The sequence below is a fragment of the Thauera propionica genome, assembly GCF_002245655.1.
Lineage (GTDB): Bacteria > Pseudomonadota > Gammaproteobacteria > Burkholderiales > Rhodocyclaceae > Thauera > Thauera propionica.
This window is the reverse complement of the sequence record NZ_NOIH01000014.1, coordinates 121,689-143,526: the sequence shown is the minus strand read 5'-3', so window position 1 is coordinate 143,526 and position 21,838 is coordinate 121,689. Positions and strand designations below refer to the sequence as shown.

At 66.3% G+C, this 21,838-nt stretch carries 22 protein-coding genes; 5 read left to right on the top strand and 17 right to left on the bottom strand.

All coding sequences use genetic code 11. The features are described 5' to 3' along the window. Positions 1 to 31: 31 nt before the first annotated feature. The 5 genes from ntrC to CGK74_RS12765 form a co-directional block, all read right to left on the bottom strand. The gene (gene ntrC / locus CGK74_RS12785; RefSeq protein ID WP_094268835.1) at positions 32 to 1,462 is read right to left on the bottom strand and encodes a nitrogen regulation protein NR(I); all 1,431 of its coding nucleotides are present in this window, start codon (positions 1,460 to 1,462) and stop codon (positions 32 to 34) included. A 35-nt stretch (positions 1,463 to 1,497) separates the two neighbouring features. Further along, on the bottom strand, positions 1,498 to 2,565 hold the full coding sequence (gene glnL, locus CGK74_RS12780; RefSeq protein WP_094268834.1) for a nitrogen regulation protein NR(II): 1,068 nt from the start codon (positions 2,563 to 2,565) through the stop codon (positions 1,498 to 1,500). 51 nt (positions 2,566 to 2,616) lie between these two features. Continuing rightward, positions 2,617 to 3,105 carry a DUF4124 domain-containing protein gene (locus tag CGK74_RS12775; protein ID WP_094268833.1) on the bottom strand — a complete coding sequence of 163 codons (489 nt, stop codon included), beginning with the start codon at positions 3,103 to 3,105 and terminating at the stop codon, positions 2,617 to 2,619. A 136-nt stretch (positions 3,106 to 3,241) separates the two neighbouring features. Further along, entirely contained in the window at positions 3,242 to 4,651 is a 1,410-nt protein-coding gene (gene glnA / locus CGK74_RS12770; RefSeq protein WP_094268832.1) for a type I glutamate--ammonia ligase, read from the bottom strand. A 214-nt stretch (positions 4,652 to 4,865) separates the two neighbouring features. Next, positions 4,866 to 6,059: a cation diffusion facilitator family transporter gene (locus CGK74_RS12765; RefSeq protein WP_094268831.1), complete on the bottom strand. Its 1,194-nt coding sequence runs from the start codon at positions 6,057 to 6,059 to the stop codon at positions 4,866 to 4,868. Between the two features lie 63 nt (positions 6,060 to 6,122). On the opposite strand from CGK74_RS12765, the gene CGK74_RS12760 reads away from it, so the two are divergent. The 4 genes from CGK74_RS12760 to clsB all read left to right on the top strand — a co-directional run bounded on the left by CGK74_RS12760 (position 6,123) and on the right by clsB (position 9,708). Next, positions 6,123 to 6,575: a rhodanese-like domain-containing protein gene (locus tag CGK74_RS12760; RefSeq protein ID WP_094268830.1), complete on the top strand. Its 453-nt coding sequence runs from the start codon at positions 6,123 to 6,125 to the stop codon at positions 6,573 to 6,575. A 100-nt stretch (positions 6,576 to 6,675) separates the two neighbouring features. Continuing rightward, positions 6,676 to 7,776 carry a quinolinate synthase NadA gene (gene nadA, locus CGK74_RS12755; RefSeq protein ID WP_094268829.1) on the top strand — a complete coding sequence of 367 codons (1,101 nt, stop codon included), beginning with the start codon at positions 6,676 to 6,678 and terminating at the stop codon, positions 7,774 to 7,776. Positions 7,777 to 7,801: 25 nt separating this feature from the next. Continuing rightward, entirely contained in the window at positions 7,802 to 8,551 is a 750-nt protein-coding gene (locus CGK74_RS12750; protein WP_094268828.1) for an endonuclease/exonuclease/phosphatase family protein, read from the top strand. Next, positions 8,548 to 9,708: a cardiolipin synthase ClsB gene (gene clsB / locus CGK74_RS12745; protein WP_420823177.1), complete on the top strand. Its 1,161-nt coding sequence runs from the start codon at positions 8,548 to 8,550 to the stop codon at positions 9,706 to 9,708. Before CGK74_RS12750 ends, clsB begins: the two co-directional genes overlap by 4 nt. 18 nt (positions 9,709 to 9,726) lie before the next feature. Here the strand turns inward: clsB and CGK74_RS12740 are convergent, their stop codons facing one another. Next, positions 9,727 to 10,152, bottom strand: coding sequence for a CoA-binding protein (locus CGK74_RS12740; RefSeq protein ID WP_094268827.1), 426 nt, complete (start codon positions 10,150 to 10,152; stop codon positions 9,727 to 9,729). A gap of 7 nt (positions 10,153 to 10,159) precedes the next feature. Beyond that, positions 10,160 to 11,083, bottom strand: a complete 924-nt coding sequence (gene gluQRS / locus CGK74_RS12735; protein ID WP_094268826.1) for a tRNA glutamyl-Q(34) synthetase GluQRS — start codon at positions 11,081 to 11,083, stop codon at positions 10,160 to 10,162. Positions 11,084 to 11,328: 245 nt separating this feature from the next. On the opposite strand from gluQRS, the gene CGK74_RS12730 reads away from it, so the two are divergent. Further along, entirely contained in the window at positions 11,329 to 11,757 is a 429-nt protein-coding gene (locus CGK74_RS12730; RefSeq protein WP_004264027.1) for a c-type cytochrome, read from the top strand. Positions 11,758 to 11,897: 140 nt separating this feature from the next. Here CGK74_RS12730 and CGK74_RS12725 read toward each other — a convergent pair whose 3' ends face one another. The 10 genes from CGK74_RS12725 to nosZ all read right to left on the bottom strand — a co-directional run bounded on the left by CGK74_RS12725 (position 11,898) and on the right by nosZ (position 21,785). Then, positions 11,898 to 12,527 carry a nitrous oxide reductase accessory protein NosL gene (locus tag CGK74_RS12725; RefSeq protein WP_004264032.1) on the bottom strand — a complete coding sequence of 210 codons (630 nt, stop codon included), beginning with the start codon at positions 12,525 to 12,527 and terminating at the stop codon, positions 11,898 to 11,900. Continuing rightward, positions 12,524 to 12,895 (bottom strand): toxin-antitoxin system TumE family protein, encoded by a 372-nt coding sequence (locus CGK74_RS12720; RefSeq protein ID WP_094268825.1) that lies wholly within the window; start codon positions 12,893 to 12,895, stop codon positions 12,524 to 12,526. Before CGK74_RS12720 ends, CGK74_RS12725 begins: the two co-directional genes overlap by 4 nt. After that, positions 12,895 to 13,167, bottom strand: coding sequence for a hypothetical protein (locus CGK74_RS12715; RefSeq protein WP_094268824.1), 273 nt, complete (start codon positions 13,165 to 13,167; stop codon positions 12,895 to 12,897). The genes CGK74_RS12720 and CGK74_RS12715 overlap by 1 nt, the downstream gene beginning before the upstream one ends. Before the next feature lie 12 nt (positions 13,168 to 13,179). After that, positions 13,180 to 13,734: a nitrous oxide reductase accessory protein NosL gene (locus tag CGK74_RS12710; RefSeq protein ID WP_004264049.1), complete on the bottom strand. Its 555-nt coding sequence runs from the start codon at positions 13,732 to 13,734 to the stop codon at positions 13,180 to 13,182. Between the two features lie 24 nt (positions 13,735 to 13,758). Then, complete coding sequence (locus CGK74_RS12705) at positions 13,759 to 14,589, bottom strand: ABC transporter permease (RefSeq protein ID WP_004264052.1); 831 nt, start codon at positions 14,587 to 14,589, stop codon at positions 13,759 to 13,761. 10 nt (positions 14,590 to 14,599) lie between these two features. Then, entirely contained in the window at positions 14,600 to 15,559 is a 960-nt protein-coding gene (locus CGK74_RS12700) for an ABC transporter ATP-binding protein (RefSeq protein ID WP_094268823.1), read from the bottom strand. Then, on the bottom strand, positions 15,531 to 16,817 hold the full coding sequence (locus CGK74_RS12695; protein ID WP_094268822.1) for a nitrous oxide reductase family maturation protein NosD: 1,287 nt from the start codon (positions 16,815 to 16,817) through the stop codon (positions 15,531 to 15,533). Before CGK74_RS12695 ends, CGK74_RS12700 begins: the two co-directional genes overlap by 29 nt. A gap of 156 nt (positions 16,818 to 16,973) precedes the next feature. Continuing rightward, a complete protein-coding gene (locus CGK74_RS12690; protein WP_094268821.1) occupies positions 16,974 to 17,399 on the bottom strand; it encodes a transcription regulator in 426 nt (141 codons plus the stop codon). Positions 17,400 to 17,432: 33 nt separating this feature from the next. Continuing rightward, complete coding sequence (locus CGK74_RS12685) at positions 17,433 to 19,616, bottom strand: NosR/NirI family protein (RefSeq protein WP_094268857.1); 2,184 nt, start codon at positions 19,614 to 19,616, stop codon at positions 17,433 to 17,435. Between the two features lie 213 nt (positions 19,617 to 19,829). Then, on the bottom strand, positions 19,830 to 21,785 hold the full coding sequence (nosZ, locus tag CGK74_RS12680; RefSeq protein ID WP_094268820.1) for a TAT-dependent nitrous-oxide reductase: 1,956 nt from the start codon (positions 21,783 to 21,785) through the stop codon (positions 19,830 to 19,832). Positions 21,786 to 21,838 lie beyond the last annotated feature (53 nt).

The following is a 21,838-nucleotide window of genomic DNA, read 5'->3' as shown; positions in this document are numbered from 1 at the left end:
GCCCAGCGGGGAGGCGATGTTCGGGAGTCGGTCAGTCGTTCCCGTGATCGCCATGCCCATTGCCGTTGCGATCCTCCTCCATGCCGAGCTCCTGGATCTTGCGGCTGATGGTGTTGCGGCCGATGCCCAGCAACTGGGCTGCCTCGATGCGCCGCCCGCCGGTGGCGGCCAGCGCGCGGCGGATGAGGGTGCGCTCGAAGTCGTGCGTGAGTTTCTCGAATACAGCGCCCGGACTGGCTGCGATCAGTCGGTCGGCCTCATGCCCGAGGCCGTCGATCCAGCTCGTCGGCGTTTCGCGTGCCGGCTGGTCGCGCATCTCGGGCGGCAGGTCGGCGACCTCGACGACCTGGGCGGGCGCCATCACCGTCAGCCAGTGGCATAGGTTTTCGAGCTGGCGCACGTTGCCGGGAAAGGGCTGGCTTTGCAGGTACTCGATGGCGGCATCCGAGATGCGTTTGCGCTCTACACCGAGCTCCTGCGCGCTGCGCTGCAGGAAATGCCGCACCAGCAGCGGGATGTCCTCGCGGCGCTCGCGCAGCGGCGGCAGGCGCAGACGGATGACATTCAGGCGATGGAACAGGTCCTCGCGGAACAGGCCCTGGCGCACACGCTCCTCCAGGTCCTGGTGGGTCGCCGCGATCACGCGCACGTTGGCGCGGATCGGCTGCTGGCCGCCAACGCGGTAGAAATGACCGTCGGACAGCACGCGCAACAGGCGGGTCTGCAGCTCGGCCGGCATGTCGCCGATCTCGTCGAGGAACAGTGTGCCGCCGTCGGCCTGCTCGAAGCGTCCGCGGCGTTGCGTGGCGGCGCCGGTGAAGGCGCCGCGCTCGTGGCCGAAGAGTTCGGATTCGAGCAGGTCGCGCGGAATTGCCGCCGTGTTGATGGCGATGAAGGGCGCGTCGCGGCGCGGGCTGTGGCGGTGCAGGGCGCGCGCCACGAGCTCCTTGCCGCTGCCCGACTCGCCGTTGATCAGCACGGTGGCGTGGGAGTGGGCGAGTCGGCCGATGGCGCGGAACACCTCCTGCATTGCGGGGGCCTGGCCGAGAATCTCGGGCGCAAGCGCGGCCTCCTCTGCTGCACTATTCTGGTGCATGCCCTGTTCGAGTGCGCGCCGAACCAGTGCGACCGCCTGGTCGACGTCGAACGGCTTGGGCAGATACTCGAAGGCGCCCCCCTGGAAGGCCGAAACGGCGCTGTCCAGATCGGAGTAGGCCGTCATGATGATCACGGGCAGTTGCGGGTGCGCGGCCTTCACCTTCTGCAGCAGATCGAGGCCGGACTCGCCCGGCATGCGGATGTCCGACAGCATCACCGCCGGCGGCTGGCTCGTATGCTCGAGGGTCTCGAGCGCCTCGGTGGCGGAGCTGAAGCTGCGGAAGGGGATGTCCTCGCGACTGAGGGCCTTCTCGAGTACCCAGCGGATGGAGCGGTCGTCATCGATGATCCAGACGTTATTCATTCTTCTATGCACTATTGTGGTGCGCGGCTCGTGGCTCACGCGCGGTCTGAAATCGGCAGCAGGATCGTGAAGCAGGTGCGCCCCGGGCGGCTGTCCACGTCGATCATGCCCTGGTGTTGTTCAATGAAGCTCTGGGCCAGCGACAGACCCAGCCCGCTGCCGCCATCGCGTCCCGAGACCAGCGGATAGAAGATCTTGTCGCGAATCTCCGCCGGAATACCGGGACCGTTGTCGATCACTTGCAAGTCCAGTGCCAGCTTGAAGCGACGCTTGGCCAGCGTGACCTGGCGCGCGATGCGGGTGCGCAGGCGGATCTCGCCGTGGCCTTCCAGGGCCTGTGCGGCGTTGCGCACGATATTGAGGATCGCCTGTATCAATTGTTCGCGGTCGGCGGTAAGTTCGGGCAGGCTGAGGTCGTAGTCGCGGCGGATGTTGAGCGCGGGGAACTCGGCCAGGATGAGGCGCCGCACCCGCTCGAGCACGTCGTGGATGTTGAGCGGCGCTGGCCGCATCATGCAGTGCGAGCTCAGCAGCCGGTTCATCAAGTCCTGCAGGCGGTCGGCTTCGGCGATGATGACGTCGGTGAACTCCCGCAGTTGCGGGTCGTCGAGCTCGTGCTGCAGTAACTGCGCCGAACCGCGGATACCGCCCAGCGGATTCTTGATCTCGTGCGCGAGGTTGCGGATGAGTTCGCGATTGGCCTGCTGCTGCTGCAGCAGTTGCTCCTCGCGCGCTACCCTTAGCTGGGCGTCGATCGGGCGGAACTCCAGCAGCAGGCGTACGCCGGCGGTGTCGACCGGGCTGACAGTGCAGTCGAGGCGGATCGGGTCGGCGTCGCCGCGAGTAATCGTCAGGTCCTGGCCGGTGTAGCTCCAGTTGGTGTGCAGTGCGTTCTCGAGTGCGGCGCCAAGTCCTGGCGGCTCGCCGAGCAGGCGGTTCAACGGCAAGCCCAGCAGCTTGCGCTGACTGATGGCAAACAGGTTCTCCGCGCCCGGGTTGATGTAGCGGATGACGAGCTTGCCATCCACCAGTATGACGGCGGAAGACAGCAGCTCGAGGCCTGCGAAGGGGCCGGTGGCAAGAGGGGGCGGAGGCTTGTGCATGGGCGCGTCCTGTTTGTCTTCCCGATGACATGCAAGATACGCGCCAGCGACTTATCTCAGGCCGGAGATCTCCCGGCGGAGGGCCTCGATGTTGCGCTTGTGCAGTTCGACCTTGTCCTTGAAGGGCTGCAGGCGGTCCAGCACCTTCTGGTAGTTGCGCTCGTCGCCCATGCGCACCGACTCCTGTTCGGCCAGTGCCTGCTCGGCGGCCGTCAGCGCGCTCTCCTCGGTGGCCAGTTCGGCTTCCAGCACCTGGCGGCGGGAGTCATCCCGCGCGCGCTGGTCGTCCGGGCTCACACGCGGGAAACTGGACGGCGTGCCGGCGGGGCTTGTTGCGGGGCCTGCGGAAGGGCGGCGGGCCGGTGCCGGCACGGTCGAGATCGTCTGGTCGGTATCCAGCGCCTTGCAGCCGCGCGCGGCGTTGCGGTCATTCGTGTAGGTGATGCGGCCTTCGGCGTCGGTACACTTGTACACCTCGGCCTGAACAGGAAGGGCTGCACCCAGCAGCAGGATCAGGGGAAGGATTCGGAACGGTTGCATGCTCTTGTCCGTGGGCTTGCTGCGCCAGGCGGAAAGGTCCGGCCTGCGCCATCCTGACGGTATGAAACCCGATTAGACCCGATAAAAAAAGGACGGGCAATGCCCGTCCTTTTCTGGGTGCGCAGTAATCCGGGGATTACAGGCTGTAGTACATGTCGAACTCCACCGGATGGGTGGTGATGCGCATGCGGTCGACATCTTCCATCTTCAGCGCAATGTAGGCATCGATGAAATCGTTCGAGAACACGCCACCGCGGGTCAGGAACTCGCGATCCTTGTCCAGATACTCGAGTGCCTGGTCGAGGCTGGTGCACACGGTCGGGATGAGCGCATCTTCTTCCGGCGGCAGGTCGTACAGGTTCTTGTCGGCCGGGTCGCCCGGGTGGATCTTGTTCTGGATGCCGTCCAGGCCCGCCATCAGCAGCGCGGCGAAGCACAGGTAGGGGTTGGCCAGGGGATCCGGGAAGCGCGCTTCGATACGGCGGCCCTTCGGGTTGGCGACGTAGGGGATGCGGATCGAGGCCGAACGGTTGCGGGCCGAGTAGGCCAGCTTGGTCGGGGCTTCGTAATGCGGCACCAGGCGCTTGTACGAGTTCGTGCCCGGGTTGGTGATCGCGTTCAGCGCACGGGCGTGCTTGATGATGCCGCCGATGTAGTACAGCGCGGTTTCCGACAGGCCGGCGTAGCCGTTGCCCGCGAACAGGTTCTGGCCATCCTTCCAGATCGACTGGTGAACGTGCATGCCGGAGCCGTTGTCGCCGACGATGGGCTTGGGCATGAAGGTGGCGGTCTTGCCGTACTGGTGGGCAACGTTGTGCACGATGTACTTCAGGACCTGGGTCCAGTCGGCGCGCTTGGTCAGCGTGCTGAACTTGGTGCCGATCTCGCACTGGCCGGCATTGGCCACTTCATGATGGTGCACTTCGACCGGCACGCCGCAGGCTTCGAGCGCGAGCACCATGGCGGCGCGCACGTCGTTGAGGCTGTCGACCGGCGGAACCGGGAAGTAGCCGCCCTTGACGCGCGGGCGGTGGCCGGTGTTGCCGCCTTCGAATTTGTCGGCGGTAGACCAGGCGGCCTCTTCCGAGATGATCTTGCTGTACACGCCCGACATGTCGACCGACCATTCGACCGAGTCGAAAATGAAGAACTCGGGTTCGGGGCCGAAGTAGGCGGTGTCACCGATGCCGGTGCTCTTCAGGTAGGCCTCGGCACGCTTGGCGATCGAGCGCGGGTCGCGGTCATAGCCCTTGCCATCGGACGGTTCGATGACGTCGCAGGTGATGACCAGCGTGGTCTCGTCGAAGAAGGGGTCGATGTAGGCGGACGAGGGTTCCGGCATCAGGATCATGTCGGAAGCCTGGATGCCCTTCCAGCCGGCGAGCGACGAACCGTCGAACGGGTGGCCGTGCTCGAAGTGCTCTTCCTCGAAGGCCGAAACAGGCAGGCCGACGTGGTGTTCCTTGCCGCGGGTATCGGTGAAGCGCAGGTCCACGAAGCGGACTTCGTTTTCCTGGATCATCTTCATGACGTCTTGAGCGTTCATTTTCACTCCTGGTGAGATGAGGCGGTGTTTGTGACGAGCGGTTTTGCACCGGTGTTCACCAGTGCGTGAAATTCGTGGTTCAGGTAAAGCACTAAGCGTGCCAGCCCATTTCCCGTGTGCAGATCATTGTGCCACAAGGGGGATGTGCGAAAGCGGTGCCCCCGGCATTGAATGCGAGCACCACAATGGTGCGCGCTGTGCGTAAAATGCACCATTATGGTGCGGTTTGTGCGTAGAAGCTGATCGAGCGGTAGTGGGCGTGCTCTGCGAGCCAGGCCCGCCGACGTTGCTGGAGTGCCGCTTCGCCGTCGGGCGGTAGCGCGGCGGGCAGCAGTACCTCCACATCGACCCGGTTGCCCAGGTAATGGATCTGGATGCGCTTCGGCTCGATGGCGCTGGTGCCGAGCAGGGTATGGACCATTGCGATGACGTCGTTGCGTTCGGGCAGTGGCCCCGGGGGCACCGTCTGCAGGTCACCGTCGTCCTCCGGGTCGATATGGACCAGCACATCCTGCACTTCCGGATGCGCCGAGCGCACGCGCAGATAGACCGCGTCGGATACGCGGTGTCCTTCCGACACGGTGAGGCGGGGTGCGACCTGGACGTGGGCGTCGCACAGCACGCGGTCCGCCATGCGCCGGGTTCGCATGTCGTGCAGGCCGATCACACCCGGCGTCTGCTCGATGGTCTGGCGGATGCGCGCGAGCTCCTCTTCCGAGAGGCCGGTATCGATCAGCTCGCCCACGGCCTTCCAGGCCAGGCGCAGGCCCATGTGCAGGATCAGGAACCCGACGACTGCGGCCGCGAGCGGCTCCAGGAAGGGGTAGCCGGCCAGGCTGCCGCCGATGCCGGCAGCGACGACGAGCGATGAGGCCGCGTCGGAGCGGGCGTGCCATGCGTTGGCTTCGAGCATGGGCGCGTTGAGTCGGCGTGCGGCCGCCAGCGTGTAGCGGAACAGCTCTTCCTTGGCTGCCAGCGTCAGCAGGGCCATCACCAGGGCGGCCGGGTGCAGTTCGGGCAGGGCCTCCATGTTCTGCAGGCGCAGGCCCGAGCTCCACAGGAAGCCGATGCCCACCGCGGCAAGCACACCGCCGAGCAGCATCGTGGTGGCCGTTTCGATGCGGCCGTGGCCATAGGGGTGATTGGTGTCGGCTGGGTCCGCGCCGCGCCGGCCTGCGAGCAGCACGAGCAGGTCGGTCACCAGGTCGGACAGGGTGTGTGCGGCGTCGGCGACGAGGCTGAAAGCGTTGGCGAACAAGCCGATCGCCACCTGGGCGATCGATAGCGTGGCATTGGTGATGATGGCCACGAGGGTCGCGCGCTGGATGCCACGGCCGCGGACGGCTTCGTCCGAATCACGGGTGCAGGCGGGGCGCAAGACGGAGAGGGGCTGGGCGGGGTCGTTCATGCAGGGGTGGCCGGACGGACGCGTTATACTTCGATCAATACCAAATTCTAGACGGATGTTCGCATGGGAACCCTGTCCGATCTGCTTGCGCTCGCGCAGCAACGTGCGCTGAATCTCGGTCTGCCCTATCAGGGCGCGCTGACGCCGGGAGAGGCGTGGCAGGTGCTGCAACTGGCGCCGGGCGCCAAGCTTGTCGACGTGCGCTCGCGCGCCGAACTCGACTGGGTCGGGCGTGTGCCCGCAGCGGTGGAGATCGAGTGGGCGTCGTGGCCCGGCATGCAGCGGAACACCAATTTCGTCAGCCAGCTCAGGCATCAGGTCGATCCGGAGGCGCTGGTCATGTTCCTGTGCCGCTCCGGTGCGCGTTCGGATGGGGCGGCGCGTGCGGCCGTAGAGGCCGGCTACAGCAACTGCTACAACGTCCTCGAGGGCTTCGAGGGCGACAAGGATGCCAACGGCCAGCGCAACCGCATCGGCGGCTGGCGTCATGCCGGCTTGCCCTGGCATCAGGGCTGAAGCATCCCGAAACCGTGGGCCGTGGCGACGCCGGAACCCCACCGGGCGCCGGCCGGTCCGAGACACGAAGGTAACTCCCGACAGGAGCCGGATTCGCATCATGCAAGTAGCCAACATCAGCTTCGACCGCTTCAACGTGCTCGCCGACAACGAGGCGCAGGAGCGCATCCGTGCCGCCCGTGCCCGCCTCGGCGAACGGGCGGTGCTGCTGTGCCACCACTACCAGCGTGCCGACGTCTATCAGCATGCCGACCTCACCGGCGATTCGCTCAAGCTCGCCCGCCTGGCCTCGCAAACCGATGCCGAGTACATCGTGTTCTGCGGCGTGCATTTCATGGCCGAGGTCGCCGATATTCTGTCCAAACCCAGCCAGCTCGCGATCCTGCCCGACCTCGCTGCCGGTTGTTCCATGGCTGACATGGCCAACCTGGCCAAGGTCGAGCGCTGCTGGCGCGAACTGGCCGAGGTGCTCGACCAGCCTGACGAGCTGATCACGCCGGTTACCTACATCAACTCGGCGGCCGACCTGAAGGCCTTCTGTGGCGAGCACGGCGGCATCGTGTGCACCTCGACCAACGCGCCGACCATCCTCGACTGGGCGTTCTCGAAGCGCGAGAAGGTGCTGTTCTTCCCCGACCAGCACCTCGGGCGCTGGACCGGCTACAAGAAGGGCATCCCGCTGGACGAGATGGTGGTGTGGGACCCGGACCTCGAGTACGGCGGCCTCACCCCCGAGCAGATCCGCAAGGCGAAGATCCTGCTGTGGAAGGGCCACTGCTCCGTGCACCAGATGTTCCAGCCGGTGCATATCGACCGCTGGCGCGAGAAGAACCCGCATGGCTTCGTGATTTCGCATCCGGAAAGCAGCCTCGAGGTGTGCCAGAAATCCGACTACGTCGGTTCCACTGAGTACATCATCAACACGATTGCCGCCGCGCCTGCCGATACGCACTGGCTCGTGGGCACCGAGCTCAACCTCGTCAGCCGCCTGGCCGAAGAGATGAAGCCGCAGGGCAAGGTCGTTCAGTTCATGGCGCCCACGGTGTGCATGTGCTCGACCATGCAGCGCATCGATCCGCAGCACCTGGCATGGACGCTGGAGAACCTCGCCGAGGGCAAGGTCGTCAACCAGATCAGGGTGCCGCAGCACGAGGCCGAACTCGCGCGCATCGCCCTCGATCGCATGCTGGCGGTGTCCTGATCCCCCATCCCGGAGCCCGGCGGCCATGACGCTGAGGATCTGCAGCTACAACATCCACAAGGGCTTCTCGCAGTTCAACCGCCGCATGGTGGTGCATGAACTGCGAGACCGCCTGCGCACGCTCGACTCCGACCTCGTGTTCCTGCAGGAGGTGCAGGGCCTGCACCTCGCGCACCCCGAGCGCCATCCGAACTGGCCGGCGCTGCCGCAGCACGAGTTCCTCGCCGAAGAGGCCTGGCACCAGACCGCCTATGGCGGCAATGCGGTGTATGACCACGGCCACCACGGCAACGCCATCCTCAGCCGCCACGCCATCCTCAGCCAGGCCAACCAGGATGTGTCCGACCATCGCTTCGAGCGCCGTGGTCTGCTGCATTGCGAGATCCAGTTGCCCGGCTTCGACGTGCCGGTCCACTGCGTCTGCGTCCACCTCGGCCTTATCGGCGGCAGTCGCCGGCGCCAGATGGAGGCGCTGGCCGAGCGCATGGAGCGCCTTGCGCCCGACGGCGCACCGCTCATCATCGCCGGCGACTTCAACGACTGGCGCAACCGCGCCGACAACCTGCTCGCGCATCGCCTCGGACTCACCGAGGCCTTCGGCAGCGGGCGCGGGCGGCCGGCGCGCAGCTATCCGAGCGCGCTGCCCTTCTTCCGTCTCGATCGCATCTACGTGCGCGGCTTTCGCGTGAAGCGTGCCGAGGTGCATTTTGGTGCGCCCTGGGCGCAGATCTCCGACCATGCGGCCCTGACGGCCGAACTGGAGCCGCTGGCTTGATTCCCAGCCCGCTGCCAGGGAACGCCCTGACGCTGCTGGAGAACGGCGAGCAGTACTTCCCGGCCCTGCGCGCGGCGATCGACCAGGCCGAGCGCGAGATCTTCCTGCAGACCTACATCTTCGAGCCGGACGAAACCGGACGCAGCATTGCCGCTGCGCTCGAACGTGCCGCCGCGCGCGGAGTCGAGGTGCGCGTCATGGTCGACGGCTTCGGGGGGCGCAGCTTCGTGGCGCAACTGATGCCGCGAATGGTCGAGCGGGGCGTGCAGGTCCTGATCTACCGGCGCGAGTTGAAGCCGCTCTCACTGCGTCGCCACCGCCTTCGCCGGCTGCATCGCAAGGTCGTCGTGATCGACGGTCGCGAAGCCTTCGTCGGCGGCATCAACCTCATAGACGACTACCAGCAAGGGTCGGCCCCGCATCCGCGTTTCGACTATGCGGTTCAGGTACGCGGGCCGCTGCTCGAACCCATCGTCGCATCAGTGCACCGCCTGTGGCGCCTGGTGGTGTGGGCAAGCTTTCGCCGGCGCCAGCATGCGCCCTTGATCGCGCCGGCGCAGACGGCTGTCGCGGGCGACATCCGAGCGGCCTTCGTCGTGCGCGACAACCTGCGTTTTCGCCGTGCGATCGAGGATGCCTACCTGGCTGCGATCGGCCGTGCCCGGCACGAGATCTTGATCGCCAACGCCTATTTCTTTCCCGGTCGGCGTTTCCGCCAGGCCCTGGTCGAGGCTGCCGAGCGCGGCGTGCGCATCACGCTGCTGCTGCAGGGCGTGGCCGACCATCCGATGCAGCGCTATGCGACGCGTGCGCTTTACCCTTACTTCCTGACGCGGGGCATTCGCCTGTTCGAGTACCACCGCAGCCACCTGCACGCCAAGGTGGCGGTGGTGGACGGCTACTGGGCGACGGTGGGATCGAGCAACATCGATGCCTTCAGTCTGCTGCTCGCCCGCGAGGCGAATGTCGTCGTCGAGGACAGCGCCTTCGCCCGGCAACTGCGGGACAGCCTCGAGCGTGCCATCTGCAGCGGCGCGACCGAGCTGCGTCCGGCCGACTGGCGGCGGCTGTCGTTGCTGCAGCGCGCCCTTAACTGGGCGTCCTATCAGCTGGTGCGTCTGGCGATCGGTCTGGCCGGCTACGGCGGCAAGCACTGAACTGCCGATAGGCAGCCCTCAGCGCCCGATCAGGACTGCGTGCTCGATCTTGGTGCAGCGGTCCATCACCACCTTCAGCCCGGCGTCGGCGGCGCGCAGCGCGGCCTCGGGCGCGACCACGCCCAACTGCAGCCACAGTGCGCGGGCGCCGATGGCGATCGCGTCCTCGACGATCGGCATCACGTCTTCGGCGCGGCGGAATACGTCGACCAGATCCACCGGCCCCGGGATCTCGCGCAGGCTGGCGTAGCACCTTTCCCCAAGCACCTCGTCGCAGGCCGGATTGACCGGGATGATGGTGTAGCCGGCGGCGCGCAGGTAGCGCGCGACTTCGTTGCTCGGCCGCTGTGGGTTGGGAGACAGGCCGACGATGGCGATGGTCCGCGTGTCCTGCAACAGGGCGCGGGTGGCAGCGCGGTCGGTGCTGATGTCGTTGAGGTGCATGGCGATCTCAGTCGATGTCGATGGCAGGCGCCTGACGGCGGCGTGGGACGGCGGCGAGCCGCCAGTGGTGCAACGCCCAGGCCCAGACTTCGGCGAGCGTTGCGTGGTCGAGTCCGGCAGGTGGCGTCTGGCCGAGGAAGCGCAAGGCGGTGACCAGCGCCGCGGCAGGCGGATGTTCGTCGACCGCGCGGGCCAGAGTCTGCTTGGAGAGCTTCTCGCCGGCCGCGTTGGTGGCGACCGGCAGATGTGCGTAGTCCGGCTGCGGGAACCCGAGCAGATGCTGCAGGTGAATCTGGCGCGCGGTGGAGTCGAGCAGATCCGCGCCGCGTACCACGTGCGTGACACCCGCGTCGGCATCGTCGACGACCACCGCCAGCTGGTAGGCGAACAGGCCGTCCGCACGCAGCACCACGTAGTCGCCCGAGTCCAGCGCGAGATCCTCGCGCTGCAGCCCCTGGATGGCGTCGTCGAAGGCGATGACGCCTTCGGCGCGCACGCGCCAGGCCCGCGCGCTGCGTCCGGGCGGCAGGCCGTTGCGGCAGGTTCCGGGGTAGCGGCGCGAACCGTCGCGCGTGAGTGCGGAGTCCGCCATCTCGCGCCGGGGGCACGCGCACGGAAAGGCGTGGCCGGCAGCCTTCAGTCGCTCAAGGGCGGCAGCGTAGGCTTCGGTGCGGCGGCTCTGCCACACGATGTCGCCGTCCCATTCGAAGCCGAAGCGCGCCAGCGTGGCGATGATGCCGTCGGCAGCGCCCGCCACGGTGCGCGGGGTGTCGACATCCTCGATCCGCAGCAGCCAGCGGCCACCACGGCTGCGCGCATCCAGGTAGCTGCCTGCAGCCGCCACCAGCGAGCCGAAATGCAGGGGGCCGCTGGGCGAGGGGGCGAAGCGGCCGACAGGCGGGCGCAGCGTCCGGTTGTCTGAAACGGTCACGAGAACGAATGGATGAGATGCGAAGGGGCGGTAAGCGTCGGTGTCGGTTCCGGCCGATGGGCACGATTCTGCATCAATTGCCGCCGAGCGGCACGGGCGGGCACGCTTGCATTTCGAGATCCCTGACGGGGGAGGAATTGATTCCTGTCAATCCAATACCCGCAGCTACGCGGGTAGCATCGGGTCAAGTTCGATGCGTCGTAGTCCGTCCTGCATCGTTTGCCCCATACGATTGGAGAATTCCCATGAAAAAGACCCCGCTGATCCTCGCCTCCGTGCTTTCCGTCCTGCTTGCCGCCTGTGGTGGCCAGGATTCGGGCGGCTCGGCGGGCTCCGCGCCGGCACCCACCGCGGCCGCGCCCGCGGCGGCACCTGCTCCGGCTCCTGCAGCGCCCGCGCCGGTTGCGGCAGCGCCGGCCAATGCCGCGGGCGAGAGTGTCTACAAGAAGACCTGCGCGCTGTGTCATTCCTCCGGCGTTGCGGGTGCGCCGATTCCCGGCAACAAGGACGAGTGGGGCCCGCGCATCGCGCAAGGCAATGACACGCTGTACAAGCACGCCATCGAAGGTTTCACCGGTGAGAAGGGCATGATGCCGGCCCGCGGCGGTGCGGCGACGCTGAGCGACGACGACGTGAAGGCTGCGGTCGATTTCATGGTGGCGAAGTCGCAGTAAGCCGGCAACCGGCCGTCAGCGGCGAATCATTCGGACGGAGGCGCAAGCCTCCGTTCTTCGTTTACGGCGCGCTGCGGCAGGGAGTCTGGGCGACCTGCAAATGCGTATGCCCGCATACGTGAGCGCGGAGCCCAAGAGCGTCAGTGGGTGTGGCCGGCGTGGGTGGAACTGCGCAGGCCATTCATCACGCTGCGATCGACCTCGTCGAAGGCGAGTGCGCGGCCGCCACGTTCGGCGACGAAGGCCTGCGCTGCAGCGAGGTCTGCAAAGGCCGGCAGGTCGGGCCCGCGCATCGGCCCACGCGCGCTGGAGTCGATGACAAAGGCGGCCTGGCGTGCTTCGAGCCAGGTGCCGCTGCGGTGGTCCGCAACATACATCGCGGCCGCATCCTCGGCAGTGTGGGTGGCGTCGAAGCGCTTGGGCTCTTCCAGGAACATGAAGAGGTCGACCGGCGAGTCGAAGAAATGCGCCGAGCCATCCTTGAAGATGATCTGGGCTGCCCACCGCGGGAAACGGGCCGGATACATGCCGCACACCGGACAGCGCGCGTCGGCGGGTATCGGGCGGGCGTCATAGACGGCCAGTCCCGAGGCGGGGTCGTAGGGATGTGCGGCCGATACGCGCGCGGGCGGGACGATGCAGATGTCCTCGTCCGGCGGCGAGAACTCGACGCTCGTCGGGCGCGCCGCGTATTGCCAGAAAAGTGTGCCTGCCGCCACGACGCAGGCCGCGGCGGAGCCGAGCAGAAGCGTGCGGGCGGCAGTGCTCACGCGAGTGCTCCGAGCAGCGGGTCACTCGCCAGTGCGGCGACCAGCGCGGAGACGTTGGCTTCCGGGCTGGCGTCGACCCGGGTGAGCGGATCGGCGACCACCGAGCCGTCGGCGCGGTGCAGATGGTTCGGCGACGTCGCCAGTTGCGGATGGGTGGGCGCGGTGTCGATCCCGAGCTCGGCCGCATCGGTGCCCAGGCCGGTTCGCCAGCGCAGCGAGTAGGCGTCGGGTGCGGCGTAGCGCACCGTCAGCATCACGCCGTTGCACAGCACGATCGTCAGTGCGTCCTGGTTGAGCTGCGGCGGCACGGCGAGCGCGTCGCCATGCTCGCGCTCGACATGTTCGAGGATGGTCGGGTGCAGGTTCATCAGCGATTGACCTCCTTCAGCGTTGCAGCCATGACCTGGCGTGCGGCTTCGTGCGTGTCGCCAAGGATGCGTGCCGCGAGGTAGTGCTCGTACGCGGGATGTTCGCCGATGTCGCCGCGGACGATGCGCTCCAACAAGGTCGACTCGTCTTCTGCGCCTACCGCATCCAGCACCTTGCGCCGGTGCTCGCGCGACTCGTAGATCAGGCGTGCGATCTGTTCCAGTTCCAGTGCTGCCTCGGGCGGCAGGGCTTCGTAGATCGGGTTGCTCATCGCGGGTATCCCTTACATCGACTGGTCGTGCAGCGCACCGCCGTCGAGGATGACCATGTCCGGTTTCACCTCGTCGAACTTCAGCACCTTGCCGCCATGTTGTGCGGCGAAGGCCTGGGCGTCGGCCTCGGATGAAAAGGAAGCGGCGGTAGGCCCCATCGAGCCAAGGCGCTTGGAGCCGAACACGTAGACCGCCTTCTTGGCGTCGATCCAGTTGCCGACCGGTTTGTCCCAGTCGGTCTTGCCCATGTCCTGCACGAACATGCCCGTCACCAGCCGCGCCTGCTCCGGGTTCAGGTAGACGTTGAACATCTCCAGCGTGTCGCAGAACCAGTCCGGCTGCGACAGCCCGCTATAGTGGATCTGGGCCTTGGGGCCGGGGTAGTCGGCCAGCAGCATGCCGTCGAGCGCGCAGCTGGTGCTGCGGTCGATCTCGAGTGCGGCAACCGAGCCGCTGCCGCCGCTGCTCGGCGCGCCGCAGGCGGCGAGCAGGCTGGTCGCGGCGCCCGCGATCAGGAAGCGCCGACGGTCGAAGGGAGAATGCTTGCAGCCATGGTGTGTGCACATCGGGAGGATCTCCAGTCGTTTCGGTTACGCACGGCCCGCGCCGAGGCGGAAGCGCCAGGCGGCGATCGCCAGCGGGACGACGATCCAGCCAGCCATCACCAGCCCGAGCAGCCAGGGCTGGGCCAGTGCGGGCGGGAAAACGGTGGCCAGGCCATACAGCGTGCGCACGTCTTCCAGCGAAAAGATGTTGAGGATGCGGAACACGTCCGCCGGGTTCAACAGCAGCATGTAGGGCAGGGCCTCGCCCCCCCACTGGCCGGCGGTGACGACCAGCACGCCGAGCAGCAGCAGGTCGAAGATCAGCACGAAGAAGAACCACATCGCGATCGCCAGGCCCGAGGCGCGGGTGCGGTCGGCGGCGAACACCGAAAGCATCACCGCCAGGCTCAGGAAGGCGCAGCCCAGCAGCACCGAGCTGAGCATGAAGCCGAAGTAGTGGAACAGCGCGTTGAGATCGAGCTGGGCCGACAGCACGACGCCGACCAGGCCGAAACCGGCCACGGTGGAGAAGGCCAAGGCCCCGGCCAGGCCGAGGTACTTGCCAAGCAGCAGCTCCACGCGGGTGATCGGCATCGACAGCAGCAGGTCGAGCGAGCCGCGCTCGCGTTCGCCGACGATGGCGTCGAAACCCAGCACCAGCGCGATCAGCGGGATCAGGTAGATGACCAGGCTGACGAGGCTGGCGATGGTGACCTCGATCGAGCGAAAGCCCACGGAACCCTGCTGCGCCGCGCCGAAATAGGCGATCGACAGCGCGAAGGCGGTGAACACCAGCGCCACGGCCAGCACCCAGCGGTTGCGGATGCGGTCCCAGAACTCCTTGCCGGCGATGGCGGCGATCTGCGAAAACTCCATGGTCCGCCCCTTAGTCCGAGAAGCCGAAGAACACGTCTTCGAGCGAGGGTTCGCGCACGGTGAGGTCGCGCACCTTGCCATCCAGCGTGGCGAGTGCGGTGATCACCGCCATCTTGGTGTCGCGCTGGCACTGCACTGCGACATGATCGTCGCGAGCCTCGATCGCGCCCACCGGCAGGTGGCCCAGCGCCGCGCGAACTGCTTCGAAATCAGCCGGATCGACACGTACGCTGAACCACAGGGGCAGGTCCATCTGTTCGCGCAGGGCCTGCACCGTGCCGGTCGCCTGCACCTTGCCGGCGGCCATGATCGCCAGGCGGTCCACCCGCTCCTGGATCTCGGCCAGGATGTGCGAGGTGATGACCATGGTCACGCCTTCGCTCTTCAGCTGCCGCAGGATGGCGTAGAAACCGCGGATCGCTTCGGGGTCGAGGCCGGTGGTTGGTTCGTCGAGGAACAGGATGCGCGGCTTGCCGAGCAGAGCCTGGGCAAATCCCAGGCGCTGACGCATGCCCTTGGAGTACTCGCGCACGCGCCGCTTGGCGGCATGGATCAGGCCCACGCGCTCGAGCAGCGTCACGTTGTCCCTGGCCGGTACGCCCTTCAGCTTGGCGAAGAACTGCAGGGTCTCGAGCCCGGTGAGGTTGTCGTAGAGCACGACGTTCTCGGGCAGGTAGCCGATCTTGCGCCGCACTGTGCGGAAGTCGCCGCCGGCGCCGCCCACCGGCGCGCCATCGATGCGGATCTCGCCACCGGTGACCGGGATGAGGCCGAGCATCATCTTGAACATCGTGCTCTTGCCGGCGCCGTTGTGGCCGATGAGGCCGAACAGTTCGCCTTCCTGCACCTCGAGGTCGACGCCGTCGACCGCATGGATGCTGCCGTAGTGCTTGCGCACGCCGCGCGCGACGATCACCGGCTTCGTGCCGGTCTGCGGGGGATTACTCGGAGCGGGGGAAATATCGGCCACGCCATTGGCTCCAGTCGGGGTTGTGCGGCTGCATGCGCGGCCTGGGGTCGACGATGCTGGGCGCGCGCAGCAGCGGGAACTGCTGGCCCACCAGTCGCAGCGTCTGCACCGCCGGGCTCGCGAGAAGCAGCTTCATCATCGGGTGGCGCCAGGACAGACGGTCCACCATGTCGTTGGCCTCGTACTGCACGTCGCCGGCGCCGTCGCCGTTGCGGTCCCAGCCGAGGTAGTTGCTCCAGTAGTTGCCCTCTTCCGCGCCCCAGATCATGTCGCGGGCGGCGACGTAGCGGATCTGCTCGCGGTTGGCGATGAAGTCGTTGCCTTCCACCTTGTTGTTCTTCGAGCCGGCCCACAGGTGGATGCCGACCACGTTGTCGATGACCTGGTTGCCGCGTATCTCGTTGTACTCGGCGTCGTAGATGAAGAAGCCGCGCTGGTTGCCGGCGACGACGTTGTTCTCGATGACTGCGTCCTGGATCGTGCGCAGCATGATGCCGTGGTCGGAATTGCCCCAGGCGCGGTTGTTGCGCACGATCTGGTCGCGCACCTCCATCAGCGCCAGGCCGCCACGGTTGTACCAGGTCTCGTTGTCCTCCCAGATGTTGCGGTAGGAGGTCATGTAGTGGGTGCCGTAGCGGCTGTGGTGGAGCTTGTTGCCGCGGAAGATCGCGTCGTGCGACACGTCGACATAGATCGCGTCGCGCACGAAGCTCACGTTGTTGCCGATGATGCGGGCACGCTGGGTGTTGTAGAGCTGGATGCCGTTACCACGTTTGGGCGAGTCGAAGTCACGCTTGCCGGTGATGAGGTTGTTCTCGATCAGCACGTCGTCGGCCTTCTCGATCCACAGCCCGAACAGGGTGTACGAGAAGTCGCAGTTGCGCACCACCGCCTTGTGCGAGCCGGGGTAGATGTAGATGCCGGCGTGCTGGTACAGCGTGTCGCCGCCGGAGTTGGCGACGATCAGGCCGTCGATGGTGACGTTCTCGGCCTTCACGCTGATGGTGTTCTCCTTCAGCTCGCCGTCGATCGTCGGGCGGTCTATACCGCGCAGGGTCAGGGGCTTGTCGACCAGCAGATGACCGAAGTAACGCGCGCGCTCGATCTCGATGGTGTCGCCCAGTTCGGCACGATCGATGGCCGCCTGGATGGATTCGCCCGCCTTGACGCGCCACACCGCCGCAGCGGCCGGGCTCGCGAGCGTCGCTGCGAGCAATATGGCGGCGAGGGTGCGGAGGAGGCGAAGGGAATGGGACATTGCGCAACGGGCGGCTGACATTGGCGCTCAGTATGCGACGCAATGTCGCATTGGTACTTGATCTAGGTGAAGTGCTCGCGGCCCCGGATATGCAAGCCAGAAACGGTGCGCCGCCCCGGAGGGCGGCGCACATGAGCCGGTTTTCCCGACTGGCTCTCAGATCTGGACCAGGCCGAGGCTCTTCAGTGCGAGGAACAGCGTGGCGCCGATCAGCAAGTTCTTGAAGCCGACGTAGCAGATCATGTCCATGACGCTGGCGCGGCGGTAGCGGCTACCCCACCACGGGCCGTCCTTGACGTAGGGCTTGGAGCCGAGGCGCACGACGACCTCGAACACGCTCCAGCCAAACCACCAGCCGATGATGGCGCCCGGCGTCATGTCGCCCATCGCGGCCAGTACCCACGCCACGCTGGCGGCAGCCGCCAGCGCCAGGCCGGTGGCCTGCACGAAGCGCTGATGCTGGAAGCCGTTGCGGCTCCACGGCCACAGGTGGTCCCAGATCTCGGACAGCAGGCGGCTTGCAGCGCCGCCGCCGGCGTAGGGCGGCTCGACCGCCTCGGTCAGGATGCGCGGATCGACCATGATCGAATCCTCCTCGAATGTGTTGAACCGGGATCAGGCGCGGGGCGCGGCAGGCGCCACCGGCTTGATCGGGATGTAGTAGCCGTCCTTGCCGATCGGCGTCAGCGCCAGGCCGGCCTTGGTGCGGCGCTTGCGTTCCTGCGCCAGCGGCGGGCAGGCGTGCTCGTCGGTGTAGAGCACCATGCAGTCCAGGCACAGCATGCATTCGCGGTGGTCGATGCGGCCCTTTTCGTCGATCGCCAGCGAGCCGCAGCCGACTGCGCAGGCCTTGCAGCTGTCGCACTCCTGCTTGCGGCGCAGGCCGAACCAGCGGAAGGTCGAGGGCATGGCCAACGCGGCCCCCAGCGGGCACAGATACTTGCAGAACGGCCGTTCCATGAAGATCGACAGGCCGAGCAGCCCAGCGGCGAACAGCGTGTAGGGCCAACTGCGGTTGAACAGGCCGACCAGGAAGGTGGTCTTGAAGGGCTCGACTTCGGCCAGCTTCTCGGCCAGGCCCATCGAGAACATCGACACCGCCAGCAGACCAAAGAACACCGCGTACTTCACCCACTTCAAACGGTTGTGCCACTTCATCGGCAGTGCGAACTGGAAACGCTTGAGGCCAATCGCACGGCCCACCTTGTACAGCAGCTCCGACAGCGAGCCGAAGGGGCACAGCCAGCCGCAGAACAGACCGCGGCCCCACACGAACACCGTGAGGATGATGAAGATCCAGAACAGGAAGATGAAGGGGTCGGTGAGGAACAGCTCCCACTGCCACTGGAACAGCAGCGAGTGGAACCAGGTCAGCACCTGCGTGATGGACGGCTGGGCGAGCAGGCCGAAGCCGACGAAGCCGATGCTGATGATCCATGCGCTGTACTTGAAGGCGTTGACCGGCCACTTGTTCTTGCGCGTCGAGCGCCGGGTGAGTGCGTCGCGGTTCGCATAGACTGCGGCCACGGCGATGAGCAGGGCGGCGAACAGCCCGATCTCCACGGCGCGGGTCTTCCACACGCGCACCCAGGGCGCGTCCGGCTTCTTCACCACCGGGCGGCCGCCTTCCAGATAGGCGCTGGGCAGCCAGTACTCCCTGTCGAAGTTAACGAAGGTACGCGCGCCGGTCTCCCGGTCGATCCGGTTGCCGAGGAAGATGAACTTCCATGGGAATGCGCCGGAGAAGGCGGGCGAGCGCACGATGAAGATCGCGGACTCGTTGAAGGAGGGCGCGCCCGGGGCGGAGACTCCATACAGGTTGTAGTAGTCGAGATCGCGGAAGGTGAACACGTCCTGGCCCTGGCGCAACTGCACGCGATCGTAGATGCCGCCGCGCACGAAACCCGAGCCCTTGAACGACTCGTTGCCGCCGGTGCGGATCACGAACAGGGCGTGCTCGCCCTCCTTGATGCGTGCCATCAGGTCGCGCCAGCCGGTCTCGCCCATGATGGCGCGGCCCACCTCGGGGTGGTTCAGGTAGCCGTACCACAGGTCGATGAAGGGTTCACTGCTCCGCGGCAGGCCGACCTGCTCGGGCATCACCGTCAAGCGCTGCACCGCGCCTTCCTTGACCAGCGTCGCCCAGTCGAGCTTGCGGCCGCGATCGGCGAAGTTCGCCTGGGGGCGCACGGTGGCTTCCAGGATGCCGACCTGACGGCCAACTGCCGCACCGGACATCATCATGACCTGGTTCTGCGCGATCACCGTCACCGTGGCGCCCGAGATCGCGTCGAGGCCGATCATGTCTTCCTCGGGACGCGAGCGGCCGATCTCGATATTGGCGCCGACGAACTGGCCCAGGTACTGATCGTTGAACTTGGTCAGCGCGGACTCGGGGATGCCGAGCAGCAGGATGGGCTCGGAATGCTTGAGGATCTTGATGCCGGCGAAGTGGCCCTGCGGCGTGAGACCGATCAGGGTAACGACCGGCTTGCCGGAGTACGCGGGGGTGTCGGTGACGTCGGTGGACAGCACGACGTAGCCAATGAGCTTGCGTTGGCCGTTCTCCTCGGCATAGCCCTCGACGTAGGGTGGCTGGCCTTTGCGCTCGGAGAAGCTGGTGGCACCGGGCAGTACATCCGTACAGGGCACGTAATCGCACAGCGCGGGGGCGGTATTGACCTCGGGCGGCAGCTTGGCCTCGTAGGCGGTCTGGGCTGCGGCGGGCGGGGACAACAGGGAAACGGTGGCGAGGATCGCCGCCATCGCGATGCCCCGCAGGGCGGACAGGGGCTTCATGATGCGCTCCATTAGAGAATTGCGATGGAGTCTAGGCGCCGAAGCGCGGCGTGTATTTGTTCCGCGTCAAATTGCCGCAGTACGTTGTCGTGCGGCATCACGGAAGACCTGCATGCCGGACGACTCCCGGAAACGGAACGAGGGGCGCGAAGCCCCTCGTCGACACACTCTGCCGCCGGCCGGGCTTTCGCCCGGCACGGGTGCCTTGCAGGCTTACGGACGCACGATCATGCGCGAACGCATTTCCAGGTGCAGCGCGTGGCAGAAGTGGGTGCAGTAGGCCCAGAACACACCCGGCTTGTCGGCCTTGAAGGTGACGGACTTGGTTTCCTGCGGGTTCACCACGAAGTTGATGTCGTACTTCGGAATCGCGAAGCCGTGCGACAGGTCTTCCACCTTGTCGAGGTTGGTCAGGATCAGGGTGACTTCGTCGCCCACCTTCAGCTCGAACTCGCGCAGGGTGTAGGCCGGCGCCAGCGAGGCGATCTTGACCGTGACCTTGTTGCCATCGCGGAACACGCCCGAGTCCTTCGCATCCTTCACCGCCAGCGGGTGGTCGTCGAGGGTGCCGACCTGCTTGGTCTTGATGATGTCGCGCTTGACGATGATGAAGTCGTGCGGTTCCGGATGCACCGGGTGGTCCGCCAGCAGAACCATCTTCTCGCCACGGATGTCGATCAGCTGTTCGTTCTCCGGGTGCATCGGGCCGACCGGCAGGAAGCGGTCCTTGGAGAACTTGCAGCCTACCGCGAGGAACTGGCCGTCGGCTTCCTTCGTCTCGCCCATCGAGGCGTTGATGTGGCCCGGCTGGTAATGCACGTCGATACGGTCGACCACGTACTGCGCGTTCTTGTCGCCGCCGAAGAACTGGATCGCCTTGTCAACATTCCACTTCACGATCTGGCTGTCCAGGAACAGCGTGGTGAAGGCGTTGCCGCGACCATCGAAGGTGGTGTGCAGGGGGCCGAGGCCGACTTCGACTTCGGCGACCACAGCCTTGCGGATGTCGTCGAGCTTGCCGTCGAACCAGTCGGCAACCTTCGCCAGCTCGATCACGGTGCAGGTGGGCGACAGCTTGCCCGAGCAGATGAAGTACTTGCCGTCCGGGCTGGCATTGACGCCGTGCGGGTTCTTCGGCACCGGCACGTAGCCGGTCAGTGCGGTCTTCGGATCGGTGTTCGCGGCCTTGGTGCCATCGACGACCGGCACCTTCGAGCTGCCGATGGTCATGAACTTGCCGTCCTTGATCGCCTGCTCGACACGGGCGACGTCGAAGAACACGCAGGCGTCCATCTCGGCCGACATCATGTCTTCGTAGCGCGCGCCGCCTTCGGTGTTGTACTGGTTCGATGCGGCGAAGCGGCCGTCGTACGAGGTGGCGACGAGGTCCATGTTGCCGTCGATCTTCGCCTGCCAGCGCACTTCCATGGTTTCGGCATCGACGCAGGTGAAGAGGCAGAAATACTTGGTCGGATCGTCCAGGTCGCGGCCGTCGTTCGGCTGCGGGATGTGGAACTCGTTGCCGCAGAACACGCGGGTGGTGTAGTTGATCGCCGGGTCGACCGGGTCGCGCTTGTCCGGGAAGATGCCGTGGAAGCCCTGGATGTTGGGCAGCTCGGTGATGGCGTCGCACTCGAAGATGTCGCCGCGGATGCGGCCGAGCCGGCCGTGGATCTTGTCGTTGACCCAGAAGTACTTGCCGTTGAAGGTGCCGTCGGTGTACGAGCCGTGGATGTGGTGCGTGTCGCCGGTCATGTACTTCAGGCGGCCGTCCGGACGGGTGCCGATGATCTTCTTCGACTCGTTGGTGATGCCCCAGCCACTCATGCAGTCGACGTTGAAGGTCGGGATGCGCTTGATCTCGCGGCCCGAGGGCAGGCCGAGGATGCGGCATTCGCCGGAGTGGCCGCCGGACCAGACGCCATAATAGGTGTCGAGTTCGCCCGGCTTCATGTGCAGGTGCAGGTCGCTGGCTGCAGCCTTCGGCGCGGCAGCGGGCGCGGCTGCAGGTGCCGCGGACGGCGCGGGCGCCGATTCCTTGTTGCAGGCCGACAGGCCGACCGACAGGCCGGCGCCGGCGAGGCCGGCAAGCGCGGCGGAATTGAGGAACTTGCGGCGGCTCGGGTCGGGCATCGCGTCGACCTGGTTCATCTTGGCGTCTTCGTTCATGATCTTTCGCTCCCGTTACTGACGTGATCGGTGTTCGTCCAGTCATCCGGGGT

Coding starts and splice junctions, on each gene's coding strand:
- CGK74_RS12695 (WP_094268822.1), bottom strand. CDS start 16,817: ATGTCCCATTCCCTTCGCCTCCTCCGCACCCTCGCCGCCATATTGCTC.
- CGK74_RS12705 (WP_004264052.1), bottom strand. CDS start 14,589: ATGGAGTTTTCGCAGATCGCCGCCATCGCCGGCAAGGAGTTCTGGGAC.
- glnA (WP_094268832.1), bottom strand. CDS start 4,651: ATGAACGCTCAAGACGTCATGAAGATGATCCAGGAAAACGAAGTCCGC.
- CGK74_RS12750 (WP_094268828.1), top strand. CDS start 7,802: ATGACGCTGAGGATCTGCAGCTACAACATCCACAAGGGCTTCTCGCAG.
- nadA (WP_094268829.1), top strand. CDS start 6,676: ATGCAAGTAGCCAACATCAGCTTCGACCGCTTCAACGTGCTCGCCGAC.
- CGK74_RS12710 (WP_004264049.1), bottom strand. CDS start 13,734: ATGTGCACACACCATGGCTGCAAGCATTCTCCCTTCGACCGTCGGCGC.
- CGK74_RS12765 (WP_094268831.1), bottom strand. CDS start 6,059: ATGAACGACCCCGCCCAGCCCCTCTCCGTCTTGCGCCCCGCCTGCACC.
- CGK74_RS12715 (WP_094268824.1), bottom strand. CDS start 13,167: ATGAGCAACCCGATCTACGAAGCCCTGCCGCCCGAGGCAGCACTGGAA.
- CGK74_RS12690 (WP_094268821.1), bottom strand. CDS start 17,399: ATGGTCGATCCGCGCATCCTGACCGAGGCGGTCGAGCCGCCCTACGCC.
- CGK74_RS12775 (WP_094268833.1), bottom strand. CDS start 3,105: ATGCAACCGTTCCGAATCCTTCCCCTGATCCTGCTGCTGGGTGCAGCC.
- CGK74_RS12760 (WP_094268830.1), top strand. CDS start 6,123: ATGGGAACCCTGTCCGATCTGCTTGCGCTCGCGCAGCAACGTGCGCTG.
- ntrC (WP_094268835.1), bottom strand. CDS start 1,462: ATGAATAACGTCTGGATCATCGATGACGACCGCTCCATCCGCTGGGTA.
- CGK74_RS12740 (WP_094268827.1), bottom strand. CDS start 10,152: ATGCACCTCAACGACATCAGCACCGACCGCGCTGCCACCCGCGCCCTG.
- CGK74_RS12730 (WP_004264027.1), top strand. CDS start 11,329: ATGAAAAAGACCCCGCTGATCCTCGCCTCCGTGCTTTCCGTCCTGCTT.
- CGK74_RS12685 (WP_094268857.1), bottom strand. CDS start 19,616: ATGAAGCCCCTGTCCGCCCTGCGGGGCATCGCGATGGCGGCGATCCTC.
- nosZ (WP_094268820.1), bottom strand. CDS start 21,785: ATGAACGAAGACGCCAAGATGAACCAGGTCGACGCGATGCCCGACCCG.
- glnL (WP_094268834.1), bottom strand. CDS start 2,565: ATGCACAAGCCTCCGCCCCCTCTTGCCACCGGCCCCTTCGCAGGCCTC.
- CGK74_RS12720 (WP_094268825.1), bottom strand. CDS start 12,895: ATGAACCTGCACCCGACCATCCTCGAACATGTCGAGCGCGAGCATGGC.